Genomic DNA, 22,893 nt, shown 5'->3' on the forward strand with positions numbered 1-22,893 from the left:
GTTTTGTTAAGGAACGACTAAATAACTATTTTTAATGACTTAAAATAAAATAGTTATAATAGAAGAAAATCGCTTCTTTGGAGAGCCCAAAAAAGCGATTTACAAACACGAAGAACTTTTTTATAAGAAAAGTTTTTTCTTTATATGGATTTAATTATAGACCTACTGTCCATCCTTTTGCCCAAGTTGGTGTGTCTACACCATTTCCAGCTCCAGTATTGTTAGCTTTTGAATAGAATTTGGTTACATCCACAGCAGCACCTGCAGAAGTTTTTCCACTTGATTCTGTATTAACATTAATAAATTGAACATTTTTAACTAATAAATCTTTTGAAGTCCAACCTAAAGTAACATCATGCTCAATATCGATACCTTTTGCCCAGTTTGCTAAAACAAAATTTTCTAATTGTCCTTTTGTTCCTTGACGTAATTTAATCGCTTGATTTTCACCTTCTCCTACATAATCTTTACCTAAACCAATTAAAGTTACATTCTTAATAATTGGATTTGAGAATGGTGTTAAATTATTGTTACTATCATTATTATCAGCCTCTATACCTCTATTTCCTTTGTTACGACCTTCTTTTCCGTACCAATATTCGTTTGTACCAACCCAACCTTCTGTCCAGTCAAATTGATCATCTTCGTTTTCATTTGATACGATATATTTTGTATTAACAGTTCCTCCAAAGAACTCAATTCCGTCATCAGAACCAGCATATAATTGAACATATTCTATTTTAGTTCCGTTACCAACACCAAATAAAGAAAGTCCATTAAATTCTTTTTTGTTATTAAAAATTGCACCTGCATACTCGATACGAGTATATGTGATTGTACCAGAATTATCTGTTGCTACATCACCACCATATGTTAACTCAGAAACTTCTGCTGTTGCTGATTTTGCTTTGTTGATTGGTGCTTTACCACATAAAACAATCCCTCCCCAAGATCCTGGAGTTCCTTTTTCTGATGTAAATACAACAGGTTTAGAGGAAGTTCCGTTAGAGAATATTTGTCCTCCTTGTGCTACAGCTATGTATGATGAAGTACCTCCATTGGCAATAATTTTAGTTCCAGCAGGAATTGTAAGTGTTGCTCCTTCATTTACTTGTAAAGCTCCTGTTAGATAATATGTTTTAGATGCATCTAATGTAATTTTATCTCCACTTTTCAACTGACCTTTAAAATCAGCAGGATTCGCAACAAAGCCAGAAGGATTTGTTTCTTCTACTCCATTATCGTCGTTATTACTACAGCTTGTTAATGCTAATGTAGAAAATGCACCTACTAAAAATAGTTTTAAAATTGATTTTTTCATAATTAAATGTTTTATTGTGTTTGTTTTATTTTGTTTTAAAATTGATAGTTAACAGATAAACCGAAGTTCATTCCTTTTTTATAACTTAATGTTTTTACATCTCCATTCAAATTCTCTTGTACACGGTCTATTGTAGGATTTAATAAGTTTTTAGCAGAAAAATTGATTCCGATATTTTTATTCAATTTTGAACGTAAAATGAAATCTAATGTGCTAAATCCTTTATCTACTTGATTTCCTCTTGTTTCAGTTCCAAGCGCATAAATACGATCAGAGAAATAGTTGTAAGCCACAGTTGCCATTACGCTTCCTCCACTTGCCCATTTCTTAGAATAAGATAAATCTGCATTTGTAATAAATTTTGAAGCTCCTGTAAATGCATCTTCTTTATTCGTAAAGTTGGTATTGATTCGTTGTCCATTGAACAAAGTTTCGTTATACACTTTCTCATTATCTAACTCTTGATTAGAATACATGTAAGCTCCGTTAAATCCAACTGTTAATTGTTCTGGATTCGATGTTTTATTATCTAAAATTGCTTTTCTAACCTCTAATTCTGCACCAACTGCATATCCCCAATCTCCTGTATTTGCATAGGAAATATCATTAGATGATGAAGCAATTGTTGTTGTATTGATTGGATCTTGAATATATTTTCCGAAACCTCCTAAAGAGATTACTTCTCCACTTTTCGGGAACCATTCCCATTTAATATCCGCATTGTAATTTGTCGATGGATACAACATTGGATTTCCACGGAAAGTTTCTGTCACATCTTCATAAACAAACATGGCTGTTTCTTTGAATTGAGGAAGTGTATATGTTTTAGATGTAGCGAAGCGCAAGTTTTGATTATCTGTTAATTTATAACGTAACATCAAACTTGGTAATAATTCGAATTGATCGAATGAGTTTTTACCTTGTGATAAAGCTGTGTACCAATCGATGCTTTGTTTAAGATATTCTGCACGAACGCCCAAAACTGCTGTTAATCGATCTGTAAAATTGTATTCTACTTCAACAAAACCAACTTGAATATCTTTTTGTCCATTATAAGTTTGAGCACGATAGTTTCCATTTCCATCCATATCAAATGTAGTAATGGTAAACAATTTATCTTCTCCAAAATTTGATTGATTAAATACTGCGTCTAAATTATTTGGATCAGCTTGAATACCACTTCTTGTAAACTTCATATTAAATTGATTTGCTTCAAAATCTCTTTCTTTATGTCTACCTTGGTAACCAACAGAGACTTTAGCTTTATAATCTTTCAAATCTCCTCCAAAAACACGGTTATATTCTAAATTTGCCGAAATTTCGTTCTCATTAAGATTTTGGTAATAACGGTTACTTAACGAAGCATCTTGAGTTGCTAAAAAATATTGACCTGTTTGTTTATCCAAACGCATCGTATTTTGCAAACGATCTGGCATATCTTGTTTCACAGTATTGTAAGAAATCCCCCAATGAAACTCAGATTTATCATCCAATCTATGATCTCCTAATAATTGATTCACAAAAACTTGATTTTTTTCGTAAGTTCCTCTACGTATAAATCCTTCATGATTATCATCATTTACTAAATCAATAACAAAACCTCTATACTCTTGTAAACTTTGAGAAGTATTGTTAATAAAAATACTATTTGCTCTTAATCGATTATTTGGATTAAAATCATAATACAAATTCACCATTCCTGTAGTATTCGTATTATAGCTATCTTTAGTATAGTTTTTAAAGTTATTAAAATATGCTCCTTCTGCATTTACAGAGGCCGCTAAACCTTTCTCGATACTTTGAGCTGAGTTATCAAAAGCAGCTGTTGCAAAGAATCCGAATTTTGCTCCGTTTTCAAACTTGTAACTTTTTCCTCCTTTTATATTAAAACCTCCCGCTACGGCAGATTTAGATTGCGGATTGAAACTATTTGTAAAGTGATATCCTGTTGTTGCATTTGCTGGAATTTTCGTTTTTTGAAAACCAAACCAATTTGGTCCATCTTGCAAATTGAAGTTTTTATTGGTAATCGCGTTAGAATTCAAATTTAATCCTGTTCCGATTTCTAATAAACCATTTCCTTCATATAATTTTGATGAAATATCAATATTTGCTCCACCAAAATCAGCCATCATTCTTACATTGAATGTTTTGCTCAACGAAATATAATCAATAACGTCTGTTGGAAATAAATCCAATTTAATATTCTTGTTACTAGGATTTTCTGACGGAACTGGTAAACCATTCAATGAAGTATAATTATAACGGTCTCCTAATCCACGTACAAAAACATCTCCTGTACCTTCTTGTTTTGTAACACCAGCCATTTTCGCAACTGCCGAAGCCGCATCACTTACACCTTTACGATCCAATTCTGCTGCACCAATATTCTCTACCATTTTTACAGATTTTTTCTGAATATTAAGTAAAGAAGCTTCTCCAGATTTATCTTTTCTACCTGTTACAACAGCTGTAGATAAATCAATCTTTGTATCTTTTAAATCTTCTGGTTTCAAATACATATTTAATGTATTCGAATCTGATAAATTTTGAGAAACAGATTGATAACCGTCTACTTTAATATCCAGTTGATACGTATCATCTGGAACAGAAATTTCGTAGTGACCTTTATCGTCTGTTTTTGCTTGAATATTTAATCCTTCAACCACAAAAGTTTTTTCAGAAAGTGGTTGGTTTGTTTTTTGATCAAATAAAGTTCCTTCTAATTTAATATTAGTCTGTGCAAAAAGTGCTGCCGAACCTAATAATAAAAGTAAAGTTAAATTGCGTTTCATTGCGATTGTATAATTCGTGTTTGTTTGATGGCAAAGTTGCTGCAATCCAATGAAAAACATTTTTAGAAATTGTAAAGGTTTTGTTAGGTAATTGTTATGAAATTATCGTAACTTTAAATGAATGTTAAGAAATGTTTTTACCTAATTTCTCCTAAAATTTAAGCTTAATTTTACATCGACTAATTTTATTTAGTTATTACAAACAATTATGAAGAACATTAAAATTTTATTAGTTGACGACGAACCAGATATCTTAGAATTCATTGGTTACAACTTAAAAAAAGAAGGTTTTGAAGTAGAAACAGCTCAAAACGGACTAGAAGGTTTGAAACAAGCCAAAATTTTTCGCCCAGATTTGATTCTATTAGATGTAATGATGCCACAAATGGACGGAATGGAAATGTGTGCAGAGTTGAGAAAATTAGATTCTTTTCAAGATACTTTGGTCGTTTTTCTTTCTGCTCGTGCCGAAGATTTTTCTCAATTAGCTGGTTATGATGCTGGTGCAAATGATTATATTTTAAAGCCTATCAAACCAAAAGTTTTAATTAGTAAACTAAATGCTTTATTGAAATTAAAACAACCTAACGAAGCACCAAAAGACGAATTCATCAAATTGAATAATTTCGAGATTAACCGCGAAACATATAAAGTAAATTACCAAGGGCAAGATTTTTTATTACCTCGAAAAGAATTTGAATTGATTGCTTTGTTGGCTTCAAATCCAGAACGTGTTTTCAAACGTGAAGAAATTTTGGAGAAAGTTTGGGGAAATGAAGTTGTAGTTGGCGGACGTACAATTGACGTACATATGCGCAAATTGCGCGAAAAATTTGGGAACGATCGTTTCTCAACAATCAAAGGAATTGGATACAAAATAAATGACTAAAAGCTCGTAATGGCTTCAACTTTCAAAGTTCAAAACATCTTTCTATTTGCCTTTCCCAGTACATTATTCTTGGCTTTAGGATTTGTTTTGTTCTCTTTTTTATGGTTTGGAAATATTGATTTTATTCTCCAAGAAAAACTATTTTTCATCAGTTTAATGCTTCTTTTATTGATTGGATTATCAATATTTTATTGGTTTTCTTTAAAAAATCAACGAAGAAAAGATTTTACTGAAATCTCGAAAAATATTCCACAATTTCAATCCAGTACAATGGATTTTGAAGAACTTTCTCAAAAAATTTCAACCATAACAGAAGATCAATCCAAAGAAATTGATGTTTTGAATGAGAGAGAAAATTACAGAAGAGATTTCTTAGGAAATATTTCACATGAATTAAAAACGCCTCTTTTTTCGGTTCAAGGTTATTTGTTAACGCTCATAGAAGGCGGAGTTGAAGATGAATCTATTCGCGATAAATACTTAAACCGAATCAATAAATCGGTTGATCGATTGATTTATTTGGTCAAAGATTTGGACATGATTGCAGAGCTTGAACGTGGACGAATCAATATCGAATTTTCAGTTTTCAACTTGACGGCGCTTGTACAAGACGTTATTGATTTATTAGAAATTAAAGCTGAAAAAAATAACATCAAAATTTCTCTAAATTATCCTATTCATCAACCAATAAAAGTTGTAGGTGATATTCAGAAAATTCAACAGGTTTTAATCAATTTGATCGTAAACGCCATCAATTATTCTAATCCAAATACAGAAATTGACATCGATTTTGAAGAATATGATGATAAAATTCAAATCTCAATAAAAGATCAAGGCGTTGGGATAAAACAAGAAGACATTGACCGAATTTTCGAACGTTTTTATCGAATTGATAAATCTCGAAATCGTAACAATGGTGGATCTGGATTAGGTTTGGCAATTGTAAAACATATTTTAGAAGCTCATAAACAGAAAATTTATGTGACAAGTAAAATAGGAAAAGGCTCTACTTTTTCGTTCTATTTACAGAAAGCTTAATACTATTCTCGCTTCGTAAACTTCAAGGTAATGTTGTGTTTAAAAACTTTCAACGTGTCGTTTTTTGCCTCTTTCCACAAAAAATAAGGAGGTTTCAAATTCAATACATTTCCTTTTACAGCCAATGAATCCTCAAAAAGTTCAGCATAAAGAACTGTATCTTTTTTTAAGAATGCTTTGTCTTTATAATCAATCAAATAATAATCACTTCTGACATAAATAGGATCTTTGACACGAAGTGTTGAATCCTTTTTATCAAAATTCCATTTGATATTAATAGGATTAAAACCATCTTCGTACCCCACAAAAATACGTGTTGTATTTACAATATGACGAACAGAAAAAATAAGGACAGTAAAAAAAATAAGGATACCGATATAATATAATATCAATTCTTTTTTCATGGATTTGGTTTAGTTGTTGATTGTTAATGTACAAATATCGCCATTCTATCCTAAAAGATACATAAAAAATGTAAATTTGCATAAATTTAATTTTAATATAACTTCCAATAATGCAATATAATCCGAATGAAATCGAACCAAAATGGCAAAAATTTTGGATTGAAGACAAGACGTTCAAAGCTGAAAATCAATCAGAAAAACCTAAATTTTACGTATTAGACATGTTTCCTTATCCTTCTGGAGCTGGATTACACGTAGGTCATCCACTTGGATACATTGCGTCTGATATTTATTCTCGATACAAAAAATTAAAGGGTTTCAACGTTTTACACCCAATGGGTTACGATTCTTTTGGTTTGCCTGCGGAACAATATGCGATTCAAACAGGTCAACATCCTGCGATTACAACAACAACGAATATCGAAGGTGGAGTTGATAAACAAGGAAATGTGATTGCTGGATACGAAAACCAAATGAAAAAAATTGGTTTGGGATACGATTGGGATCGCGAAATCAGAACTTCGGAACCTGAATATTATAAATGGACACAATGGATTTTCAATCAATTATTTGATTCATATTATGATAATTCCACTGATAAAGCTGAATCAATTTCTAAATTAGTTGAAACATTCAAAACTGAAGGTAATGCGAATGTAAACGCTGTGGCGGATGATGATATCGAAATCTTTACAGCAGAGCAATGGAATGCCTATTCTGAAAAAGAACAACAAGCAATTTTATTAAAATATCGTTTAACATTCTTAGCAGAAGCAGAAGTAAACTGGTGTCCAGATTTAGGAACTGTTTTAGCGAATGACGAAGTAATTAACGGATTATCTGAGCGTGGAGGATTCCCTGTTGTGCGCAAAAAAATGACACAATGGATGATGCGTATCACGGCTTACGCTGATCGTTTGTTAACTGGTTTAGATAAATTAGATTGGCCAGATCCGATCAAAGAATCTCAAAAAAATTGGATTGGTAAATCTCAAGGTGCATCAATCTTTTTTGATGTTGTAGGAAACGATGAAAAAATTGAAGTTTTCACTACTCGTCCTGATACTGTTTTTGGTGTTTCTTATGTAACATTAGCGCCAGAGCATCCTTTAGTTTCTCAAATTACAACAGCAGAAAACAAAGCAAAAGTTGATGCTTATGTCGATTATACTTCAAAACGTTCTGAACGTGATCGTTTAGCGGATGCTAAAAATATTACAGGAGAATTTACCGGGGCTTACGCCATTCATCCATTTACAGGAAAACAAATTCCGATTTGGATTGGTGATTACGTATTGGCTTCTTATGGAACTGGAGCTGTAATGGCTGTCCCTGCTGGTGATGAACGTGATTTTGCTTTTGCAAATCATTTCAATTTACCAATTATTAATATTTTCAAAAATCAAGATATTTCTGAAGCTGCTTTTACAGAAAAAGGTGGATTCGAATTACAAGATTCTGATTTCTTAAACGGATTAGATTATAAACAAGCGGTTGCAAAAGCGATTGAAGCTTTAGAAGAAAAAAGTTTTGGACAAGGAAAAACAAACTTCCGTTTACGCGAAGCTGTTTTCTCTCGTCAAAGATATTGGGGAGAACCGGTTCCTGTTTACTTCAAGGACGGGATGCCTTACACAATTCCTACAGAAGCTTTACCAATTATTTTACCTGAAGTGGACGAATATTTACCAACATCTGAAGGTGAGCCACCATTAGGGCGTGCAACAAAATGGGCTTTTGATACAACAACTAATCAAGTTGTAGATAATACTTTAATCAATAACGAAACTATTTTCCCAATAGAACTAAATACAATGCCAGGTTGGGCAGGTTCTTCTTGGTATTGGTTACGTTATATGGATGCAAAAAACGACAACGATTTTGTATCTAAAGAGGCTGTTGATTATTGGCAAAATGTAGATTTATACATGGGTGGATCTGAGCATGCTACTGGTCACTTATTATATTCTCGTTTTTGGCAAAAATTCTTATTCGATAAAGGTTTAGTTCCAACGGATGAGTATGCAAAAAAACTTATCAACCAAGGAATGATTTTGGGAATGACCGCTTATGCATATAGAATTAATGGAACAAATACTTTTGTTTCTAAATCTTTGAAAGATCAACATGAAACAACACCAATCCGTATTGATGTTAAGTTGTTAAAAGATGGAGGCGACGAATTAGATACAGAAAAATTCAAAACTTGGAGAGAAGATTTTGCTAATGCAGAATTTATCTTAGAAGATGGGAAATACATCACAGGACGTGAGGTTGAAAAGATGTCAAAATCTTACTACAATGTCTTAAATCCTGATGATATTTGTAATCAATATGGAGCAGATTCTTTACGTTTATACGAAATGTTTTTAGGTCCTGTTGAACAGTCTAAACCATGGAATACACAAGGTTTATCTGGAGTTTATTCATTCTTGAAAAAATTCTGGAGATTATATCATTCAGGAACAGAAGAAACATTTTTTGTTTCGGAAGATGAACCAACAAAAGAAGAAATGAAAGTGTTGCATCAAACCATCAAAAAAGTGGACGAAGATGTAAACAATTTCTCTTTTAATACATCGGTTTCTACTTTTATGATTGCTGCAAACGAATTAGGAAAATTAAAAACAACTAAACGTGCAATTTTAGAGCCTTTGGCTATTATTATTTCTCCTTATGCACCGCATATTGCAGAAGAATTGTGGTCAAAATTAGGACATGAAACGTCAATTGCACATGCAGATTTCCCTGTTTTCGAAGAAAAATGGTTGATTGCAGATGCTAAAGAATATCCAGTTTCATTCAATGGTAAAATGAAATTTTTGTTAGAATTACCTTTGTCGTTATCGAAAGAAGAAATTCAAGAAATTGTAATGAACGACGAACGTACAATCAAACAATTGGGTGATCGTACTCCGAAAAACATTATTATTGTTCCTGGAAAAATCATTAATATCGTTGGATAAAATTCGTCAGTTCGAGTGATTTTTAGAAATGAAATGTATAAAAATTGTATCGAGAACAGAATTTTAAAACCTTATTCTCGATACTAAATTCTTTCAGAATTTCACTCGAATTGACGGTTTCAAAAATAAAAGTAAAATCCTCGCAATTGCGAGGATTTTATTTTTTATTGCGTTAGGGATTGTAGTGAAAATCCTTTGCTGAATAGCAAAGATTGTAACGAAAAGCCCGCCCGTAGGAACGCCCAAAACATATTAATTAGCCATGTTGTCCCTTGTATTTTTTTGTACAGCAATAGCTCCAAAAATTGCCAATAAAAAAGCAAATGCATAGAAACCTTTCTCCGAAGGTAGGATTGTTGCATTCCAAAGACCTATAATTAAAAGTGTGATTGAAGCAATAGTTCCAAACCAACAAATTCCGTAATAAATATCAGTTACAGGGATTTGTTCCAATCGGTCTCGAACTGCTTTTTGCAAAGATACTACGGCGAAAAGTCCAAATAAAAGAACGGTAAAGTAATAACCTTTCTCGTTCAATTCCATTTCGGCGCGCGTCAATCCGATAATATACCCAATCATTCCCGAGCCTAAGGCAATCCAAGAAGCTGCTATAAAAGCATTAGATACTTTTTGTTGTTTCATTTTATGTATTTTAGTAATAGATTAGCTGTAAATATAAAAATAATTTAATCTGATTTACAATAAAGATTATTCTTAACTCAATAAATATGAAACATTTACCAACATTAGAAACGGAGCGTTTAATCATACGTCCAATTACGATGGATGATTTGCAAGATTTTTATGAGATGGATTCGCAACCAGAAGTACATACATTTCTGAAAAATCAACCAATTAAAACGATTGATGAAACAAGAGAAATCATCGAAAATTTATTGATTCAATACCAAGAACTTGGACATGGACGATTAGCTGTTGTGGAGAAAGAATCGGAAAAAATGATTGGTTGGACTGGTTTTAAGTACATGACCGAAAAAGAAGCGATGAATAATCGATTTGATTTCTTAGATTTTGGTTATCGTTACCGAAAAGAAACTTGGGGAAAAGGTTATGCGACAGAAGCTGCGAAAGCTTGTATGGATTTTTATCGTGAAAATATGACTGATTTTAAACTAAATGCCATAACACATACAGAAAATGCAGCATCAAGAAATGTTTTAGAAAAAATAGGTTTCGAAGTCACTGAAACTTTTCATCTAGATATGTGGGATTTGGATTGCTTTTGGTATGAATTGAAGAAATAATTAATCATGAAACATCCTATTATACTTTTATGTACAATTCTTGTTTCGACATGTAGTTTTGCACAAAAAATTTCGACGAATGATTATGAAGTTAAAACAACTTTAGCTGATTTTAATCTGAAAGGAAAGGTCGAAAAAGTGACTTCAACTGCAACGGACGCAAAAGGAAATACCACAACTTTACCTTTTTTGGAGAATGAGTTTTACAATCAAATTTCGTTAGAATTTAATCAAAAAGGATTGTTAATAAAGCGAACAAATTATTTAGATTATCAAGGAAAATTAGCTGTTTATAACTATGTTAATTACGACTACAATAACTCTAATTTTATTGATAAACAAACGAATACAGTTATTAACAATGGTGAAGATCTAAAACGAATTGCTTCTGACAAAGACTTTGTTTATGACAATAAAAATCGGTTGATAAACTTGACAGAAAAGATTGAAGGAAAATCATCAAAATCGAGTTATGAAACGATTTTTAATTATTCGAACAAGTTGGATAAAATCACCACAAAAGTGGAAGGTTCTACGATTAGTGAAAATAATTTGACGTATAACAAAAATGGTTTATTGGTTTTGGACGAAATGACTTCTTTTGATGGAAAAAAAGGACGAAAATCGTATTATATTTACGATAAAGAAACACCTATTTTTCAGGAAGAAATTGCTGGAAATTCGAGCAAAATAATGTTTTTTGAGAATGGAAATATTTCGAAATTACAATCATTTGACACCAATAAAACGTTGACTTATCAAGCTGATTTTGATTCGAAAAATGAAATTGTCAACTTCAAAAAACAATCCTTCCGAAATGGACAAACTGTTTTAACTTCTTATCAAGTTTCGTATGAATATGATTCGAAAAATAATTGGATAAAAGCTTCTATTTCAACAAATGGAGAATTGAAATATGTTGTAAAACGAACGATAAGTTATTATTAAAAAACAAAAGGTTGAGCAATGCTCAACCTTTCTTCACAAATAAATAACACTACACTACTTAAGTCATTAAAGTAGGATGTTAAGCTTAAATCGCTTTTGGCGTATGTATTTTTCTTAATTCTTTTGTCGCCGCAACCATTTCAATCAAAGCTTTTTCGGTTTCTTCCCAATGACGCGTTTTTAGTCCACAATCTGGATTCACCCATAATTGATCTGCCGGAATAACTTTTGCCGCTTTCTCTATCAAATCAACCATTTCCTCTTTCGACGGAACACGAGGCGAATGAATATCATAAACTCCAGGTCCGATATCATTTGGATAATTGAAATCTGAAAAAGCATTTAATAATTCCATCTGACTTCTCGAACATTCAATTGTAATGACATCCGCATCTAAATCAGCAATATTTTGAATAATATCATTGAATTCTGAATAGCACATATGCGTATGAATTTGCGTAGAATCATCGACATTACTTGAGGCTAATTTAAACGAATCAACAGCCCATTTCAAATAATTTTGCCATTCATCTTTTCTCAATGGTAAACCTTCTCGAATTGCAGGTTCATCAATCTGAATAATTTTAATTCCAGCTTTTTCTAAATCCGAAACTTCATCACGAATCGCCAATGCAATTTGTTTACACGTCGTAGATCTTGGTTGATCATCTCGAACAAAAGACCATTGCAAAATCGTAACCGGTCCTGTCAACATTCCTTTTACTTTTTGTTCTGTGATAGATTGTGCATATTTCGACCAATAAACCGTCATTGGAACAGGGCGATAAACATCACCAAAAATAATCGGCGGTTTTACACAACGCGTTCCATAACTCTGAACCCAACCATTTTTAGAGAAGACAAATCCTGCTATTTTTTCACCAAAATATTCCACCATATCATTGCGTTCATATTCACCATGCACCAAAACATCAATGCCAATTTCCTCTTGCCATTCTATTGTACGCTTGGTTTCTTGTTTCAATAAAACATCATATTCTTCGGCAGATAATTCTCCTTTTTTATACTTCGCACGCCAACTTCTCACCTCTTGTGTTTGTGGAAAAGATCCGATTGTTGTCGTAGGAAAAGGTGGAAGATTCAGCACATTTTGTTGCACAATTTTTCGCTGTTCAAAACTATTTGCACGATTATAATCTTCATCTTTTATAGCATTTACTCGTTCTTTAACTTGAGTTTGATGAATTAATTGAGAATTTTTTCTATTATTGATAGAGAATTGATTCACTTCATATTGTTGAATCAATTTTTCGTCATTCGGGTTTGAAAAATAATTTTTTAAGAAAGCAACTTCTTCCAATTTTTGCTTCGCAAATGCAAACCAATCTTTGATTGTTGTTGGAAGATTTTTTTCATTTGTTTCTAAATCTAAATCACAAGGCGAATGTAATAATGAACAAGAGGTTGAAATAATAACACGTTTTTCTCCAATTTTGTTCACAACTTTTTCTATGGTTGAAAGTGATTTTTGAAAATCATTTTTCCAAATATTTCGACCATCAACTAAACCTAAAGAAAGTTTTAATTGAGAAGGAAATTGATTCAATATTTCATCGATTTGATTTTCGTCACGAACCAAATCAAGATGCAAAATATCAATTGGTAAATTGATTGCTAAAGCTGTATTATCTTTCAATCCATCAAAATAAGTTGCGACCTGAATTGTAAGTTGAGGAAATTCTTTTCTTATTTTTTTGTAAACTTCTCGATAAGCCGTTTTCGATTTTTCATCTAAATCTAAAGCTAAAAAAGGTTCGTCGAACTGAATTGTATTTGCTCCATGATTGATTAAATCTTGAATAATTTCAAAGTAAACTGGCAATAAATTCTGAATTAAATCAATTCGATCAAATCCTTCTTCTTTTTCTTTTCCTAATAATAAATAAGTAATTGGTCCAATTAAAACTGTTTTTGGATTAAAACCTTCTTTTTTTGCAGCGATAAATTCGTTTACGATAGAATTTGAGAAATATTTAAATTCTTGATTTTTTACAAATTCTGGAACGATATAATGGTAATTGGTATCAAACCATTTTGTCATTTCCATCGCTGTAATATCTAAATTATCTTTTTGAAAGCCTCTTGCCATCGCAAAATACAAGTCTAATTCGGTGTTCTTTTTATTTAGCGCAACCGTATTGAAACGCGCTGGAATTGCACCAACTGATAACGTAAAATCTAAAACTTGATCATAAAAAGAAAAGTCGTTACACGGAATTAAATCTATACCAGCAGCTTGTTGCAGCGCCCAATTTTGTTTGGTAATTGTACGGCTTGTTTGCAATAAAGCTTGTAGTTCAATTTTACCTGCCCAATAATTTTCGCAGGCTTTTTTTAGTTCACGGTTAGCGCCAATTCTTGGATAACCTAAAATTTGTGTTTGCATTTTGATTGTTTTTTTAATGTTCAAAAAACACAAACGCGAGTTGATAAATAGTAAACCTATTTTGACAGACAGACTTCAAATCGCGAAAGTATCATCTTTTGTTTCTATTGGTAATCTGACTTGTAATTTCCATTACTCACAGTTGCGCGACAGCTCGTGATTCTCACACGATTCCCCAATAATTTGTTGTTTATTTCTTTACAAATGTAACAAGACAAAATAAACGATTGTAAAACTTGAAAAAATAAGATTATACAACTTATTATTAATATTTTTACAAAACAAAACACTTAAACAACGATAAAATATCGTGTTGAAAAGAATATTATTTGGATGGAAACATTAGATCAAACCGATTTAGAATTATTAAGAATTCTACAAAAAGATTCGAAATTGACAGTAAAAGCAATTGCTGCTTTAGTTAATTTATCTCCTTCACCCGTTTTTGAACGTATAAAAAGGTTGGAACAACAAGGTTATATCAAAAATTATAGAGCGGTTTTGGATGCAGAAAAGCTGAACAAAGGCTTTATGGTTTTTTGCAGCATTAAGCTAAAACAACATGATCGCACGATTGGGAATAAACTTGTGGAAGATATTTTGTTGATTGATGAAGTGGTGGAATGTTATAATATTTCGGGCGAATATGATTTTATCTTAAAAGTACAAGTTTTGGATATGAAGCAATATCAAGATTTTGTTTTCAATAAATTGGGCGCTTTAGAAAGCATCGGGAGTACGCACAGCTCTTTTGTGATGGCTGAAATAAAAAATACGTACGGAATCAATATTTAAAAAAAAAAACAAAAGGTTGAGCAATGCTCAACCTTTTTTCCACAAATAAATAACACACTACTTTTTGATTACCTTGAAAGTAGAATTGTTAACTTTTATGATGTAAACACCTTTTGGTAAAGAGGAAACATCTAATTGATTTTTCCCTTTTTGAAGTGTTTTCTCTGTCATTTTAGTTCCTGTAATAGCGAAAATTTCGGCTTTTGAAGCTTCATTTGTTTCAATAAACAATACATTGTTAACAGGATTTGGATAAACATTAATTGATGGTTTATTCAGATCACTTGTTCCTAAAACAGCTGATGAAATTGTGATGTTTTGTGAAACAACTTTTCCATTCGAATTGAAAGAAATTTTGATTTTAGCTGTTCCATTTTTTAATGGATTAATTACTAATTCTTCCTTATCATTAATCGAAATTTCTGCTACATCATCATTTTCAATGATTTCTAAATCTTTTACAATTGCTGCTGATAAATTATCTAAATCAGAAACTTTATCTTTCAAATCAATTGTTGTTGCTGTATTGATATGATAAGTTGTTTCTAAATCATTAATAATTGGTGCTGCATTATCTGGAAAAACAGGTAAAGATTGGAACCAATAATAATCAGTCAAAGGAATTGTTTTCGTTAAATTTCCTTTATTATCAAATTTATGGATCCAGTGCTTATTATATTGAGATGTTGTAGTTATGATGATTAACTCATCTGTTCGTGGATCTACACGCAAACCTGCTCCATAAGGCATTTGTTTAGGATTTGTATCTTGACCAGGAATTGTAGCAAAATTCTCATTGAATTCATTTTTATCCACATCATATTTTACAATTGTAGGACTAACAGACCAACCAGAACCTGGGAAAAAGTAAATCATATTTTCTTTTGTTGATGCACAAAAACTTCCTGCATTCCACGCTCCCCAAGTATTCGGAATTGTTTTCGTTGGAATCGAGATTTCTGTAGTTTCTAAAGTCACAGGATTTATTTTAACCAATTTATTTGCCAATGCTCCCCAAACATTTCCATCTTTAGATTGAACTACAGAAATAAAACTTCCAGCAATCGTTTGCTTAATTTTGTGAGTGTTTGGATCAATTACTAATATTCCACCCTTTTGAGTTACGGCAAAAACATAAGTAGAAGTTCGAATAATATTTGCTAAAGCACCAAATTTATCAGCACCTTCAATTAAAGATCCTAATTTCAAGTTTTCAATATCAAACAAATAAAGTCCACTTGAAGTTCCTACATATCCTGTTTTAGCATCAACACCTACAAAACTTCTTCCGTCTCCACCAATTGTTTCAAAACTGGCTTTTTTCTGTAAAGTTTTCGAATCAACTACAACTAAACGATTTCCTTGTTTCGAAACAATGTAAAAATTATCACCATAAATTGTTGCAAAAGGAGGCGTAACACCTAATTCTTCATTGGTATTCGCAGTTTTGTAAATATTATAATCGATAGAATAATCTAGATTCATAAAATTAATTGATCCATTTGTATGACCAAACCAATCTTCATTCAAAATAAAAACGCCGTTTGTGTATTCTTTTGTTTGTGCAAAACTTGTTTGAAATGCAGCAATTGTAAAAATCGAAAGTAAAAATTTTCTCATGTATTGTTTGTTTTTTAGAAATCCGAAACCATCATCCAAAAATGACAGCCTCGGATAAAAATATTTAGAAATGAGATTTATTGAATTTTTTCTACTTTTAATTTATCCATTGTAAAGTATAATGCTGTATTTGCTCCCCAATTTCCTACATCGGTTGTTTCTAAGAAAAACATTAAATACTTGACTTCTCCTAAAGACGAAAGATCAACATCTTGCCAAGTTGTTGAAATGTTATTTACTCCATTTCTGAAATCAACAAAGTAATGTGTCACAGGTTTTTCTGTTGTTAATTGCTTATTAGCCGAAACTCCATAAATATGAATAGCGAAATAATCTCCTTTTTCAAATTTTCTTGCATAAGCATCCCCGTTCATAATTCCATAGTAAGACCAAGGACTAATCGCTAATTTTACACTTTTGGCTTTATATTTATTCGCCATATCCAAAATTTCTACTACACTAGAAAATCTGTCAATCTTAACTTCTTCTCCATATTTCAAAACTTTTTCTGATGGTTTATGATCTGCAAAAGAAACCAAAAAAGGTGTTCCTTGTCCGTCAGCACCACCTTTTGCCATTGTTCCCCATTGATTATCTAACCAACCTCCTTCATTCTTTATTTGATCAGAATTATCATTACTATTAGAAACCGTGAATCCCATCCATGTTAAATATTCGGGCCAAGCAGTATGCTTTAGTTTGAAAATTCCTAAAATTAAATCTGTATCTTCTTTATATGTTCCTTCCCAAATTTTACCTCCAGAAGTTGAAATTCCTTTCGAAAGATCGAACTTAGAAACATCTAATGTTTGGTATTTTTTTAACTCAACTACCTCATTTTTATAATCATCATCATTACATGATGACAAAAATGTGATAGATGACGCGATGATTAATAGATTAAAAAAAAGTTTTTTTGCAAATTGTAAATTTATAGTCTTCATATTGATGAAATAATTGTAAAAAAACCGTCTCATCATCGTAACAACTCGACGGTTTATAAAAAATATTTAGTGTTAATTATAGATGTAAATCGTAAGCACCCATTACTTCTGTTGAAATTTCGCCTAACCAACCTGCTTCTTGATTAGTTGCTGTGTAAACTTTGATAAAATCGATTCCTAATAATTTAACAGGATTACCATTTTTATCAACAGCCCAATCAATATCAATATTTGAATCTTCGCTGTTATTTGGTGCATTGTCTACATAACCATATGAGTATTGTTTTCCTTTCCAAATTCCATTGTTTTCGGTATAATTATTAGGTAAAAGTGTACCTGTAAATTTTAACTGATCCGAACCAAACCACAATGGATAATATGATTGCTTATGATAACTATTTTTAGTTTTATAACCTGAATTTCCTTGATTATCTGTCCATTTTACATATTCAGGATTAGGTATTTTATCTTCTTCAGTTGGTTTTTGATAAGAAATACTATAATTTTTTATTGTATTTGGATTCGTGTACTCACTTCCTGCGATTTCGTACCATTCATCGTCATCTGGTTTTCCATTTTTATTTTTATCATATGCTACCATCACAATTCCAGGTTCAGAAGATCCAGCAAAACCATTTCCTAAAACTTTAAAATCGCGTTTGTTTGGTTGGTTCATAATTGTATGGTCAAAACCAAATACCACATATCCTCCGTATCCTCCTAAAGAAATCATACCCGTTTCTTTTCCTATCAATTCTTTGCCTGCTTTAGTCGTCATTTCTGCTTGTGTATTACCTGCTTCAAAGAGAGGAAGTTTATTGGTAAATTGCCCAACTGAAGGTAAAAAATCAAAGACTTGAGAAATGTATTTACTATAAGTTGCTGATTCTTGTGTAACATTAACCTTCGTTTTAACTGTTTTAGATGTAGTTCCTGATTTTATTTCTAATGTCAAATCATAAGCACCAACTTTATCAGAAACGAAACCTAAAGTTTTCTCATTTCCTATAATTTCATTGCCAAGTTTCCATGTATATGTTGCATTCTCGAAACCTGCAATAGTTGGTTCGATTGGAACAATTTTTAAGCGTGTTGCATCATAAGATGCTTGTAAAGTAGCATTATCAGGATTTGTCTCGATAATGTTTTCATCATCACTACAGCTTTGTATCAAAGCAAAACTTAGTGCGGTTAGTAAGATTTTAGAATATTTCATATGTAAATTTTATTTATAGACAAAAGCAAAATGAGCTGGAATATTTCCGGCAGCAGTTTTCCATTTAAAAGCACCATTTTTATCAAAACAATAGATGTAACCCATCGAAACATAATTTCCGACATCGGTTAGAAAAAGATCCTTGGTTTGAGGATTTACAGCAATTCCGTAAGGCGTTTCAATTTCATTAATAACAGGATCATTGACCAATGTTTTGTTAATAATTTGTTCTGTTTTAGTATCAATTACGCCATAAGTTTTTGTGTATTCGAAAGTTGTGTAACTAAATTCGTTTGAATAATAATAGAGTTTGTTATCAACAATCGTAAAGTTAGAAACAGGAATATCAAATTTCTTTTTGATTTGATGCGTTTTACTATCTAACACATATAAATTTGAAGGAACGTTGTAATAATCACCACGAGAAGTCACATATAAATCACCATCTGCATCTTTTTTTAAGCGATGAAGATTTACTTCAACATCAATTTTTTTGGTTTCTTTAAATGTTGATAAATCAATCACAGAAACTGTTTTATCATACTCAGGAACTCGATAACCACCTGAATTTGCTACATACAGATTATTCCCAACAACTTCTAATTCTTCTGGCTGATAACCTACCGTCACTTGTCGTGTAACCGATAAATTAATCGTATCAATTTCGACCACTTTTCCCAAAGGCGCTTTCGGATCAAGCGTAACAGGACCAGCATACGAAGATGCATACGCTTTACCATTTGCAAACGTGATGTAACGTCCATTTTCCAAAGGAATTGTTCCCAAATGTTTGGCTGTTCTTGCATCCATTACTTCGATAAAATTTGATACGTTGATAACCGCATATAACTTATTTCCATATATTTTGATATCATTCCCAACATCACCCAATTCCTTTACCATAGTAGGATTTACGGTTGCATATATGTTTCTATTATAAGTTCCTGTTGTAAAATCCATGTAATCAACCGTAGCCATATTGCTTCCCATATTTCCTTCATTAAGCAAATAAAAACCAACGACATCAGTTTTTTCGGGATTGGTTACACCTTCTTCCTCTTTCTCGATCAAATAAGTGTCTTGTTGACAAGCATAAAAAGTGATTGCTGTTAAAAAACAGACGAATAATTGTTTGAAATTTCTCATAAGTTTGCGCTTAGTATTAGTTTGAATTGTCTTCCCGGCATTGGATAATTTAAAACCACATCATATTGCTGATTCAAAATATTATTTAATTCAAAAGAAACTTTGAACAAATTTTGATTCAACTTAAATTCTTTATGTATTCCTAAATCATTTGTAAACCAAGGATTAAGATGGTTTATTTTAATATTATCTTGATGAACATTATAACGTTCTCCAACATAAATAAAACTGTAATTAAAATTCCACGTTTTATAAGAAGCAGCTAAAACAAAAGAGCCACTATGTTTTGGAGTATATGGAATTTGATTTTTGTAGTAACTTTTTTTCGAATTCGAATAATCTAAGGCTTGCAAAAAACCGTAATTAAGCATTGGTGAAACTTCTATTTCTCCTAGTTGGAATGCTGAACGAATTTTAACATCCAACCCTTTTATTCTAACTTCATCCAAATTGAGCATCGTAAAACGAAACAAACTTCCTGAAGCCGCAGCAACAATTTTATCAGTTACTTCATTATAAAAAGCATCGGCTTGAATCGTAATATTTTTTAAGAAATTTGGAGTTGTTTTAGAATAGTTAAAACCAACATTATATTGCGTTGAATATTCTGGTCGAAGATTAGAATAACCAATATTTGTATAATACAAATCGTTGAACGTTGGCATTCTAAAAATACGTTTGTAAAATGCTCTGACATTAAAATCATGAGATTTAAATGGTTGATAGTTGGCAATAATTGTTGGCGTCCATACATTTTTATCTGGAGCACTTGTGTTCATTTCTACTGATTCTTTTACAAAAGTTCCTAATAAACTTCCTTGTAAACTCAAACCTCCAAGACGATAAGTAGACGCGAACGCTACAAGATTTGTATGACGAGTAGGAAAAGAAAAATTCTTTAAATCTGCTCCCATATTATTAAACTGATAATCTGTTGCAACATTCACATCCCAATTATCTGTAATCGAATAAAGATTTGCCCAAGACACATAAAACTCGCGTTGTGTGTACTTATTTTCTGTTTTTACTGTTGAAACTGTATCTGTATAATGAGTGAAATCGTAAGCAAATTTTGCGTTTATTTTCGATTGAAAATTTCTAAATCGTTTTTCATATTTTCCTTGAACAAAATAATTTCGATCAACCAAAGTTTGTCCACGTCCATCAAATCGACCACGAACAATTGCAGCAGGAATTCCACGATCCGAATCATACAAATATCCTTTTACATTCCAATTCGATTGATTTCCTTTTCCAATCAATCCTAATTCCAAACGTTTTGCATCAACTTGTCCATCTCTACGTTTCAAAACTGTATCGTATGCAGTTGTTCCATCCAAATTTTTGCGTTGATAACGGAATTTATATACACCATTAGTTTTAACATATTCAGCACTCAAAACAGCTGATAATCTATCCGTAATTTTTTGTTCAATACGAATTGAAGGATTGATTAATTGAATCGAACCTAGCTTATAACGGAGTGTAGCATTTGTTTTTTTATCACCAATAAAAACAGGTTTTTTGGTTTGAAGATAAATAGCAGAAGCAGAAGCATAATCTTTCGCTGATTGAAAAATATTACTTTTTTGACCATTATATAAAGAAATCACTTCCATATCGTCTAAAGAAAATTTCCCTAAATCGACAATTCCATTTTGCGCATTTCCCAATTGAATTCCATCATAAAAAACTGCAACATGTTGAGAGCCCATCCCACGAACATCAATAGTTTTTAAACCTCCAACTCCACCGTAATCTTTGATTTGTACACCTGCAAAAAAACGAACAGCATCTGCCACAGAATGGCTATTTAAAGCCTCTAGTTCCGCTCCTTTCAATTCCTGAACAGGAACAACGGCTTTTATATTATTTTTTAAGATATTAACTTGCTGAAGCTCTAAAATACTATCATGAATAATTTGCGCAGAGGCAATGCGACATGAAAGCAAAATCAAGCTGCAACAAATAATTATAGTTTTTAGATTTCTCATTTAGCAATAATCAATTGTTGCTAACGAGAGTGTATGAAGAAGTATTGAAAGGATAAACCTATCCAAAATTTGAACTTCACGCTTTAGTCCCCGAAAGCATTCAACATTTATCATTTTGGTAGGTCTTCTGACTTACTCCTTTTTTAGAAATCCTTCCCATTTTATGAACAGTGGATATATGTATCTAAAAAAAATGGAGCTTACAGCAGCGGGTCTGTTCAGGATTTTCACCTGATTCCCTGTTACCGAACGGTTAAGTTCGCACCAAATGTTAATCAAAAGTAAAATTATTATTTTGAATAAACAATTAAATCTTTATCAATAATAGCTAAACAAAAAAAGCTAACTCATTCGTTAGCTTATTCTTTTACTTTATTTATTTCGATCACTTCACCCGTTTCATCAACCTGTACAGCGATCTTTTCATAATTCCATTTATCAAATTCTTTCTCTCCAACAATAATTGCAGTTCCAGAACCTTTTGTACCTTTTATCGGAACAGAAATATTCGCCTCTCCTGTATTATTCGAAACAGAAATATTTCCACTAAACATTCCATCCGTCTTAACATCAGTACCCAATTTCTGCTGAACTTCAGGATTTTGATTAATAATATTAATTGCATGTTTTGTCACATCACTATCCGAAGTTAACTTACTAAAACCCCAAAAAGCACCTCCAATTAACAACGCAAAAAATAAAATCACAAACGACAAACAGCCAATAGGCACTACCCATTTCCAATTACGTTTAAACCAACTTTCCTTTGGTAACAATTGATTATCATACTGATTTTCTTCCATAATGTTTAGGTTTTGAGTAAAGATAATAAATTTGGGCGTTCGCTTGTTAAATTTAAATTATAAACAAAAACAATATTGTTACTTGGAACGTAGTGAAGTGAAGAATCTTAAGTTATAAGACGTAAGATTTAAGACTTAAAGGAATAGAAGTTAAAATATCCTCTTGAGTAGATTATACGGGTGTTTTCGAATTCTGAGTAGTAAGTTCTGAGTTAGTTCTTGTTTTATAAAACATAGTTGATGCGTTAGACGTAGAACTTACATTTTACTTAATACATTTTACAAAAAAGTATAACCATAAAAAAAGCCTCAAGAAAATAATCTTGAGGCTTTTAATAAAAA

At 31.7% G+C, this 22,893-nt stretch carries 17 protein-coding genes and 2 riboswitches; of the genes, 6 read left to right on the forward strand and 11 right to left on the reverse strand.

Annotated elements, in window-relative coordinates; all coding sequences use genetic code 11:
- Nucleotides 1-154: 154 nt before the first annotated feature.
- Complete coding sequence (locus B2217_RS06070; protein WP_180905500.1) at nucleotides 155-1,321, reverse strand: hypothetical protein; 1,167 nt, start codon at nucleotides 1,319-1,321, stop codon at nucleotides 155-157.
- A gap of 35 nt (nucleotides 1,322-1,356) precedes the next feature.
- A complete protein-coding gene (locus B2217_RS06075; RefSeq protein ID WP_291122196.1) occupies nucleotides 1,357-4,176 on the reverse strand; it encodes a TonB-dependent receptor domain-containing protein in 2,820 nt (939 codons plus the stop codon).
- A gap of 148 nt (nucleotides 4,177-4,324) precedes the next feature.
- On the opposite strand from B2217_RS06075, the gene B2217_RS06080 reads away from it, so the two are divergent.
- Nucleotides 4,325-5,005 (forward strand): response regulator transcription factor, encoded by a 681-nt coding sequence (locus B2217_RS06080; RefSeq protein ID WP_280061925.1) that lies wholly within the window; start codon nucleotides 4,325-4,327, stop codon nucleotides 5,003-5,005.
- 9 nt (nucleotides 5,006-5,014) lie between these two features.
- Nucleotides 5,015-6,043 carry a sensor histidine kinase gene (locus tag B2217_RS06085; RefSeq protein WP_291122197.1) on the forward strand — a complete coding sequence of 343 codons (1,029 nt, stop codon included), beginning with the start codon at nucleotides 5,015-5,017 and terminating at the stop codon, nucleotides 6,041-6,043.
- Nucleotides 6,044-6,045: 2 nt separating this feature from the next.
- Here B2217_RS06085 and B2217_RS06090 read toward each other — a convergent pair whose 3' ends face one another.
- Complete coding sequence (locus tag B2217_RS06090) at nucleotides 6,046-6,447, reverse strand: hypothetical protein (RefSeq protein WP_038336819.1); 402 nt, start codon at nucleotides 6,445-6,447, stop codon at nucleotides 6,046-6,048.
- 110 nt (nucleotides 6,448-6,557) lie between these two features.
- On the opposite strand from B2217_RS06090, the gene leuS reads away from it, so the two are divergent.
- On the forward strand, nucleotides 6,558-9,413 hold the full coding sequence (leuS, locus tag B2217_RS06095) for a leucine--tRNA ligase (protein ID WP_291122198.1): 2,856 nt from the start codon (nucleotides 6,558-6,560) through the stop codon (nucleotides 9,411-9,413).
- A 252-nt stretch (nucleotides 9,414-9,665) separates the two neighbouring features.
- On the opposite strand, the gene yiaA is transcribed toward leuS, so the two are convergent.
- On the reverse strand, nucleotides 9,666-10,055 hold the full coding sequence (gene yiaA / locus B2217_RS06100; protein WP_038336823.1) for an inner membrane protein YiaA: 390 nt from the start codon (nucleotides 10,053-10,055) through the stop codon (nucleotides 9,666-9,668).
- Nucleotides 10,056-10,141: 86 nt separating this feature from the next.
- Between yiaA and B2217_RS06105 the strand changes: the two genes are divergently transcribed.
- On the forward strand, nucleotides 10,142-10,678 hold the full coding sequence (locus B2217_RS06105; RefSeq protein WP_180905503.1) for a GNAT family N-acetyltransferase: 537 nt from the start codon (nucleotides 10,142-10,144) through the stop codon (nucleotides 10,676-10,678).
- 6 nt (nucleotides 10,679-10,684) lie between these two features.
- On the forward strand, nucleotides 10,685-11,626 hold the full coding sequence (locus B2217_RS06110; RefSeq protein ID WP_291122199.1) for a hypothetical protein: 942 nt from the start codon (nucleotides 10,685-10,687) through the stop codon (nucleotides 11,624-11,626).
- Nucleotides 11,627-11,711: 85 nt separating this feature from the next.
- Here B2217_RS06110 and metE read toward each other — a convergent pair whose 3' ends face one another.
- A complete protein-coding gene (gene metE / locus B2217_RS06115) occupies nucleotides 11,712-14,033 on the reverse strand; it encodes a 5-methyltetrahydropteroyltriglutamate--homocysteine S-methyltransferase (RefSeq protein WP_291122200.1) in 2,322 nt (773 codons plus the stop codon).
- Between the two features lie 88 nt (nucleotides 14,034-14,121).
- Nucleotides 14,122-14,257, reverse strand: a riboswitch (cobalamin riboswitch).
- Between the two features lie 109 nt (nucleotides 14,258-14,366).
- Here metE and B2217_RS06120 point away from each other — a divergent pair.
- Nucleotides 14,367-14,828 (forward strand): Lrp/AsnC family transcriptional regulator, encoded by a 462-nt coding sequence (locus B2217_RS06120; RefSeq protein WP_038336827.1) that lies wholly within the window; start codon nucleotides 14,367-14,369, stop codon nucleotides 14,826-14,828.
- Nucleotides 14,829-14,885: 57 nt separating this feature from the next.
- On the opposite strand, the gene B2217_RS06125 is transcribed toward B2217_RS06120, so the two are convergent.
- The 6 genes from B2217_RS06125 to B2217_RS06150 all read right to left on the reverse strand — a co-directional run bounded on the left by B2217_RS06125 (nucleotide 14,886) and on the right by B2217_RS06150 (nucleotide 22,551).
- A complete protein-coding gene (locus B2217_RS06125) occupies nucleotides 14,886-16,448 on the reverse strand; it encodes a DUF5074 domain-containing protein (protein ID WP_291122201.1) in 1,563 nt (520 codons plus the stop codon).
- A gap of 77 nt (nucleotides 16,449-16,525) precedes the next feature.
- Entirely contained in the window at nucleotides 16,526-17,392 is an 867-nt protein-coding gene (locus B2217_RS06130) for a DUF4465 domain-containing protein (RefSeq protein WP_291122202.1), read from the reverse strand.
- Nucleotides 17,393-17,468: 76 nt separating this feature from the next.
- A complete protein-coding gene (locus B2217_RS06135) occupies nucleotides 17,469-18,608 on the reverse strand; it encodes a PKD-like domain-containing protein (RefSeq protein ID WP_291074684.1) in 1,140 nt (379 codons plus the stop codon).
- Between the two features lie 9 nt (nucleotides 18,609-18,617).
- Nucleotides 18,618-19,754, reverse strand: coding sequence for a YncE family protein (locus tag B2217_RS06140; protein ID WP_280038185.1), 1,137 nt, complete (start codon nucleotides 19,752-19,754; stop codon nucleotides 18,618-18,620).
- Entirely contained in the window at nucleotides 19,751-21,748 is a 1,998-nt protein-coding gene (locus tag B2217_RS06145; protein WP_291122203.1) for a TonB-dependent receptor, read from the reverse strand. The genes B2217_RS06140 and B2217_RS06145 overlap by 4 nt, the downstream gene beginning before the upstream one ends.
- A 99-nt stretch (nucleotides 21,749-21,847) precedes the next feature.
- Nucleotides 21,848-22,032: riboswitch (cobalamin riboswitch) on the reverse strand.
- A gap of 75 nt (nucleotides 22,033-22,107) precedes the next feature.
- Nucleotides 22,108-22,551: a cytochrome c oxidase assembly factor Coa1 family protein gene (locus B2217_RS06150; RefSeq protein WP_180905511.1), complete on the reverse strand. Its 444-nt coding sequence runs from the start codon at nucleotides 22,549-22,551 to the stop codon at nucleotides 22,108-22,110.
- Nucleotides 22,552-22,893: the final 342 nt, after the last annotated feature.

The organism is Empedobacter sp. UBA7620, assembly GCF_002484185.1.
Lineage (GTDB): Bacteria > Bacteroidota > Bacteroidia > Flavobacteriales > Weeksellaceae > Empedobacter > Empedobacter falsenii_C.

What these genes read in the sequence shown, in the direction of transcription:
- B2217_RS06135 (WP_291074684.1), bottom strand. Translation starts at nt 18,608, where the DNA reads ATGAAATATTCTAAAATCTTACTAACCGCACTAAGTTTTGCTTTGATA.
- B2217_RS06070 (WP_180905500.1), bottom strand. Translation starts at nt 1,321, where the DNA reads ATGAAAAAATCAATTTTAAAACTATTTTTAGTAGGTGCATTTTCTACA.
- metE (WP_291122200.1), bottom strand. Translation starts at nt 14,033, where the DNA reads ATGCAAACACAAATTTTAGGTTATCCAAGAATTGGCGCTAACCGTGAA.
- B2217_RS06120 (WP_038336827.1), top strand. Translation starts at nt 14,367, where the DNA reads ATGGAAACATTAGATCAAACCGATTTAGAATTATTAAGAATTCTACAA.
- B2217_RS06130 (WP_291122202.1), bottom strand. Translation starts at nt 17,392, where the DNA reads ATGAAGACTATAAATTTACAATTTGCAAAAAAACTTTTTTTTAATCTA.
- B2217_RS06075 (WP_291122196.1), bottom strand. Translation starts at nt 4,176, where the DNA reads ATGTTTTTCATTGGATTGCAGCAACTTTGCCATCAAACAAACACGAAT.
- B2217_RS06140 (WP_280038185.1), bottom strand. Translation starts at nt 19,754, where the DNA reads ATGAGAAATTTCAAACAATTATTCGTCTGTTTTTTAACAGCAATCACT.
- yiaA (WP_038336823.1), bottom strand. Translation starts at nt 10,055, where the DNA reads ATGAAACAACAAAAAGTATCTAATGCTTTTATAGCAGCTTCTTGGATT.
- B2217_RS06090 (WP_038336819.1), bottom strand. Translation starts at nt 6,447, where the DNA reads ATGAAAAAAGAATTGATATTATATTATATCGGTATCCTTATTTTTTTT.
- B2217_RS06125 (WP_291122201.1), bottom strand. Translation starts at nt 16,448, where the DNA reads ATGAGAAAATTTTTACTTTCGATTTTTACAATTGCTGCATTTCAAACA.
- B2217_RS06105 (WP_180905503.1), top strand. Translation starts at nt 10,142, where the DNA reads ATGAAACATTTACCAACATTAGAAACGGAGCGTTTAATCATACGTCCA.
- B2217_RS06145 (WP_291122203.1), bottom strand. Translation starts at nt 21,748, where the DNA reads ATGAGAAATCTAAAAACTATAATTATTTGTTGCAGCTTGATTTTGCTT.
- B2217_RS06150 (WP_180905511.1), bottom strand. Translation starts at nt 22,551, where the DNA reads ATGGAAGAAAATCAGTATGATAATCAATTGTTACCAAAGGAAAGTTGG.
- B2217_RS06080 (WP_280061925.1), top strand. Translation starts at nt 4,325, where the DNA reads ATGAAGAACATTAAAATTTTATTAGTTGACGACGAACCAGATATCTTA.
- B2217_RS06085 (WP_291122197.1), top strand. Translation starts at nt 5,015, where the DNA reads ATGGCTTCAACTTTCAAAGTTCAAAACATCTTTCTATTTGCCTTTCCC.
- leuS (WP_291122198.1), top strand. Translation starts at nt 6,558, where the DNA reads ATGCAATATAATCCGAATGAAATCGAACCAAAATGGCAAAAATTTTGG.
- B2217_RS06110 (WP_291122199.1), top strand. Translation starts at nt 10,685, where the DNA reads ATGAAACATCCTATTATACTTTTATGTACAATTCTTGTTTCGACATGT.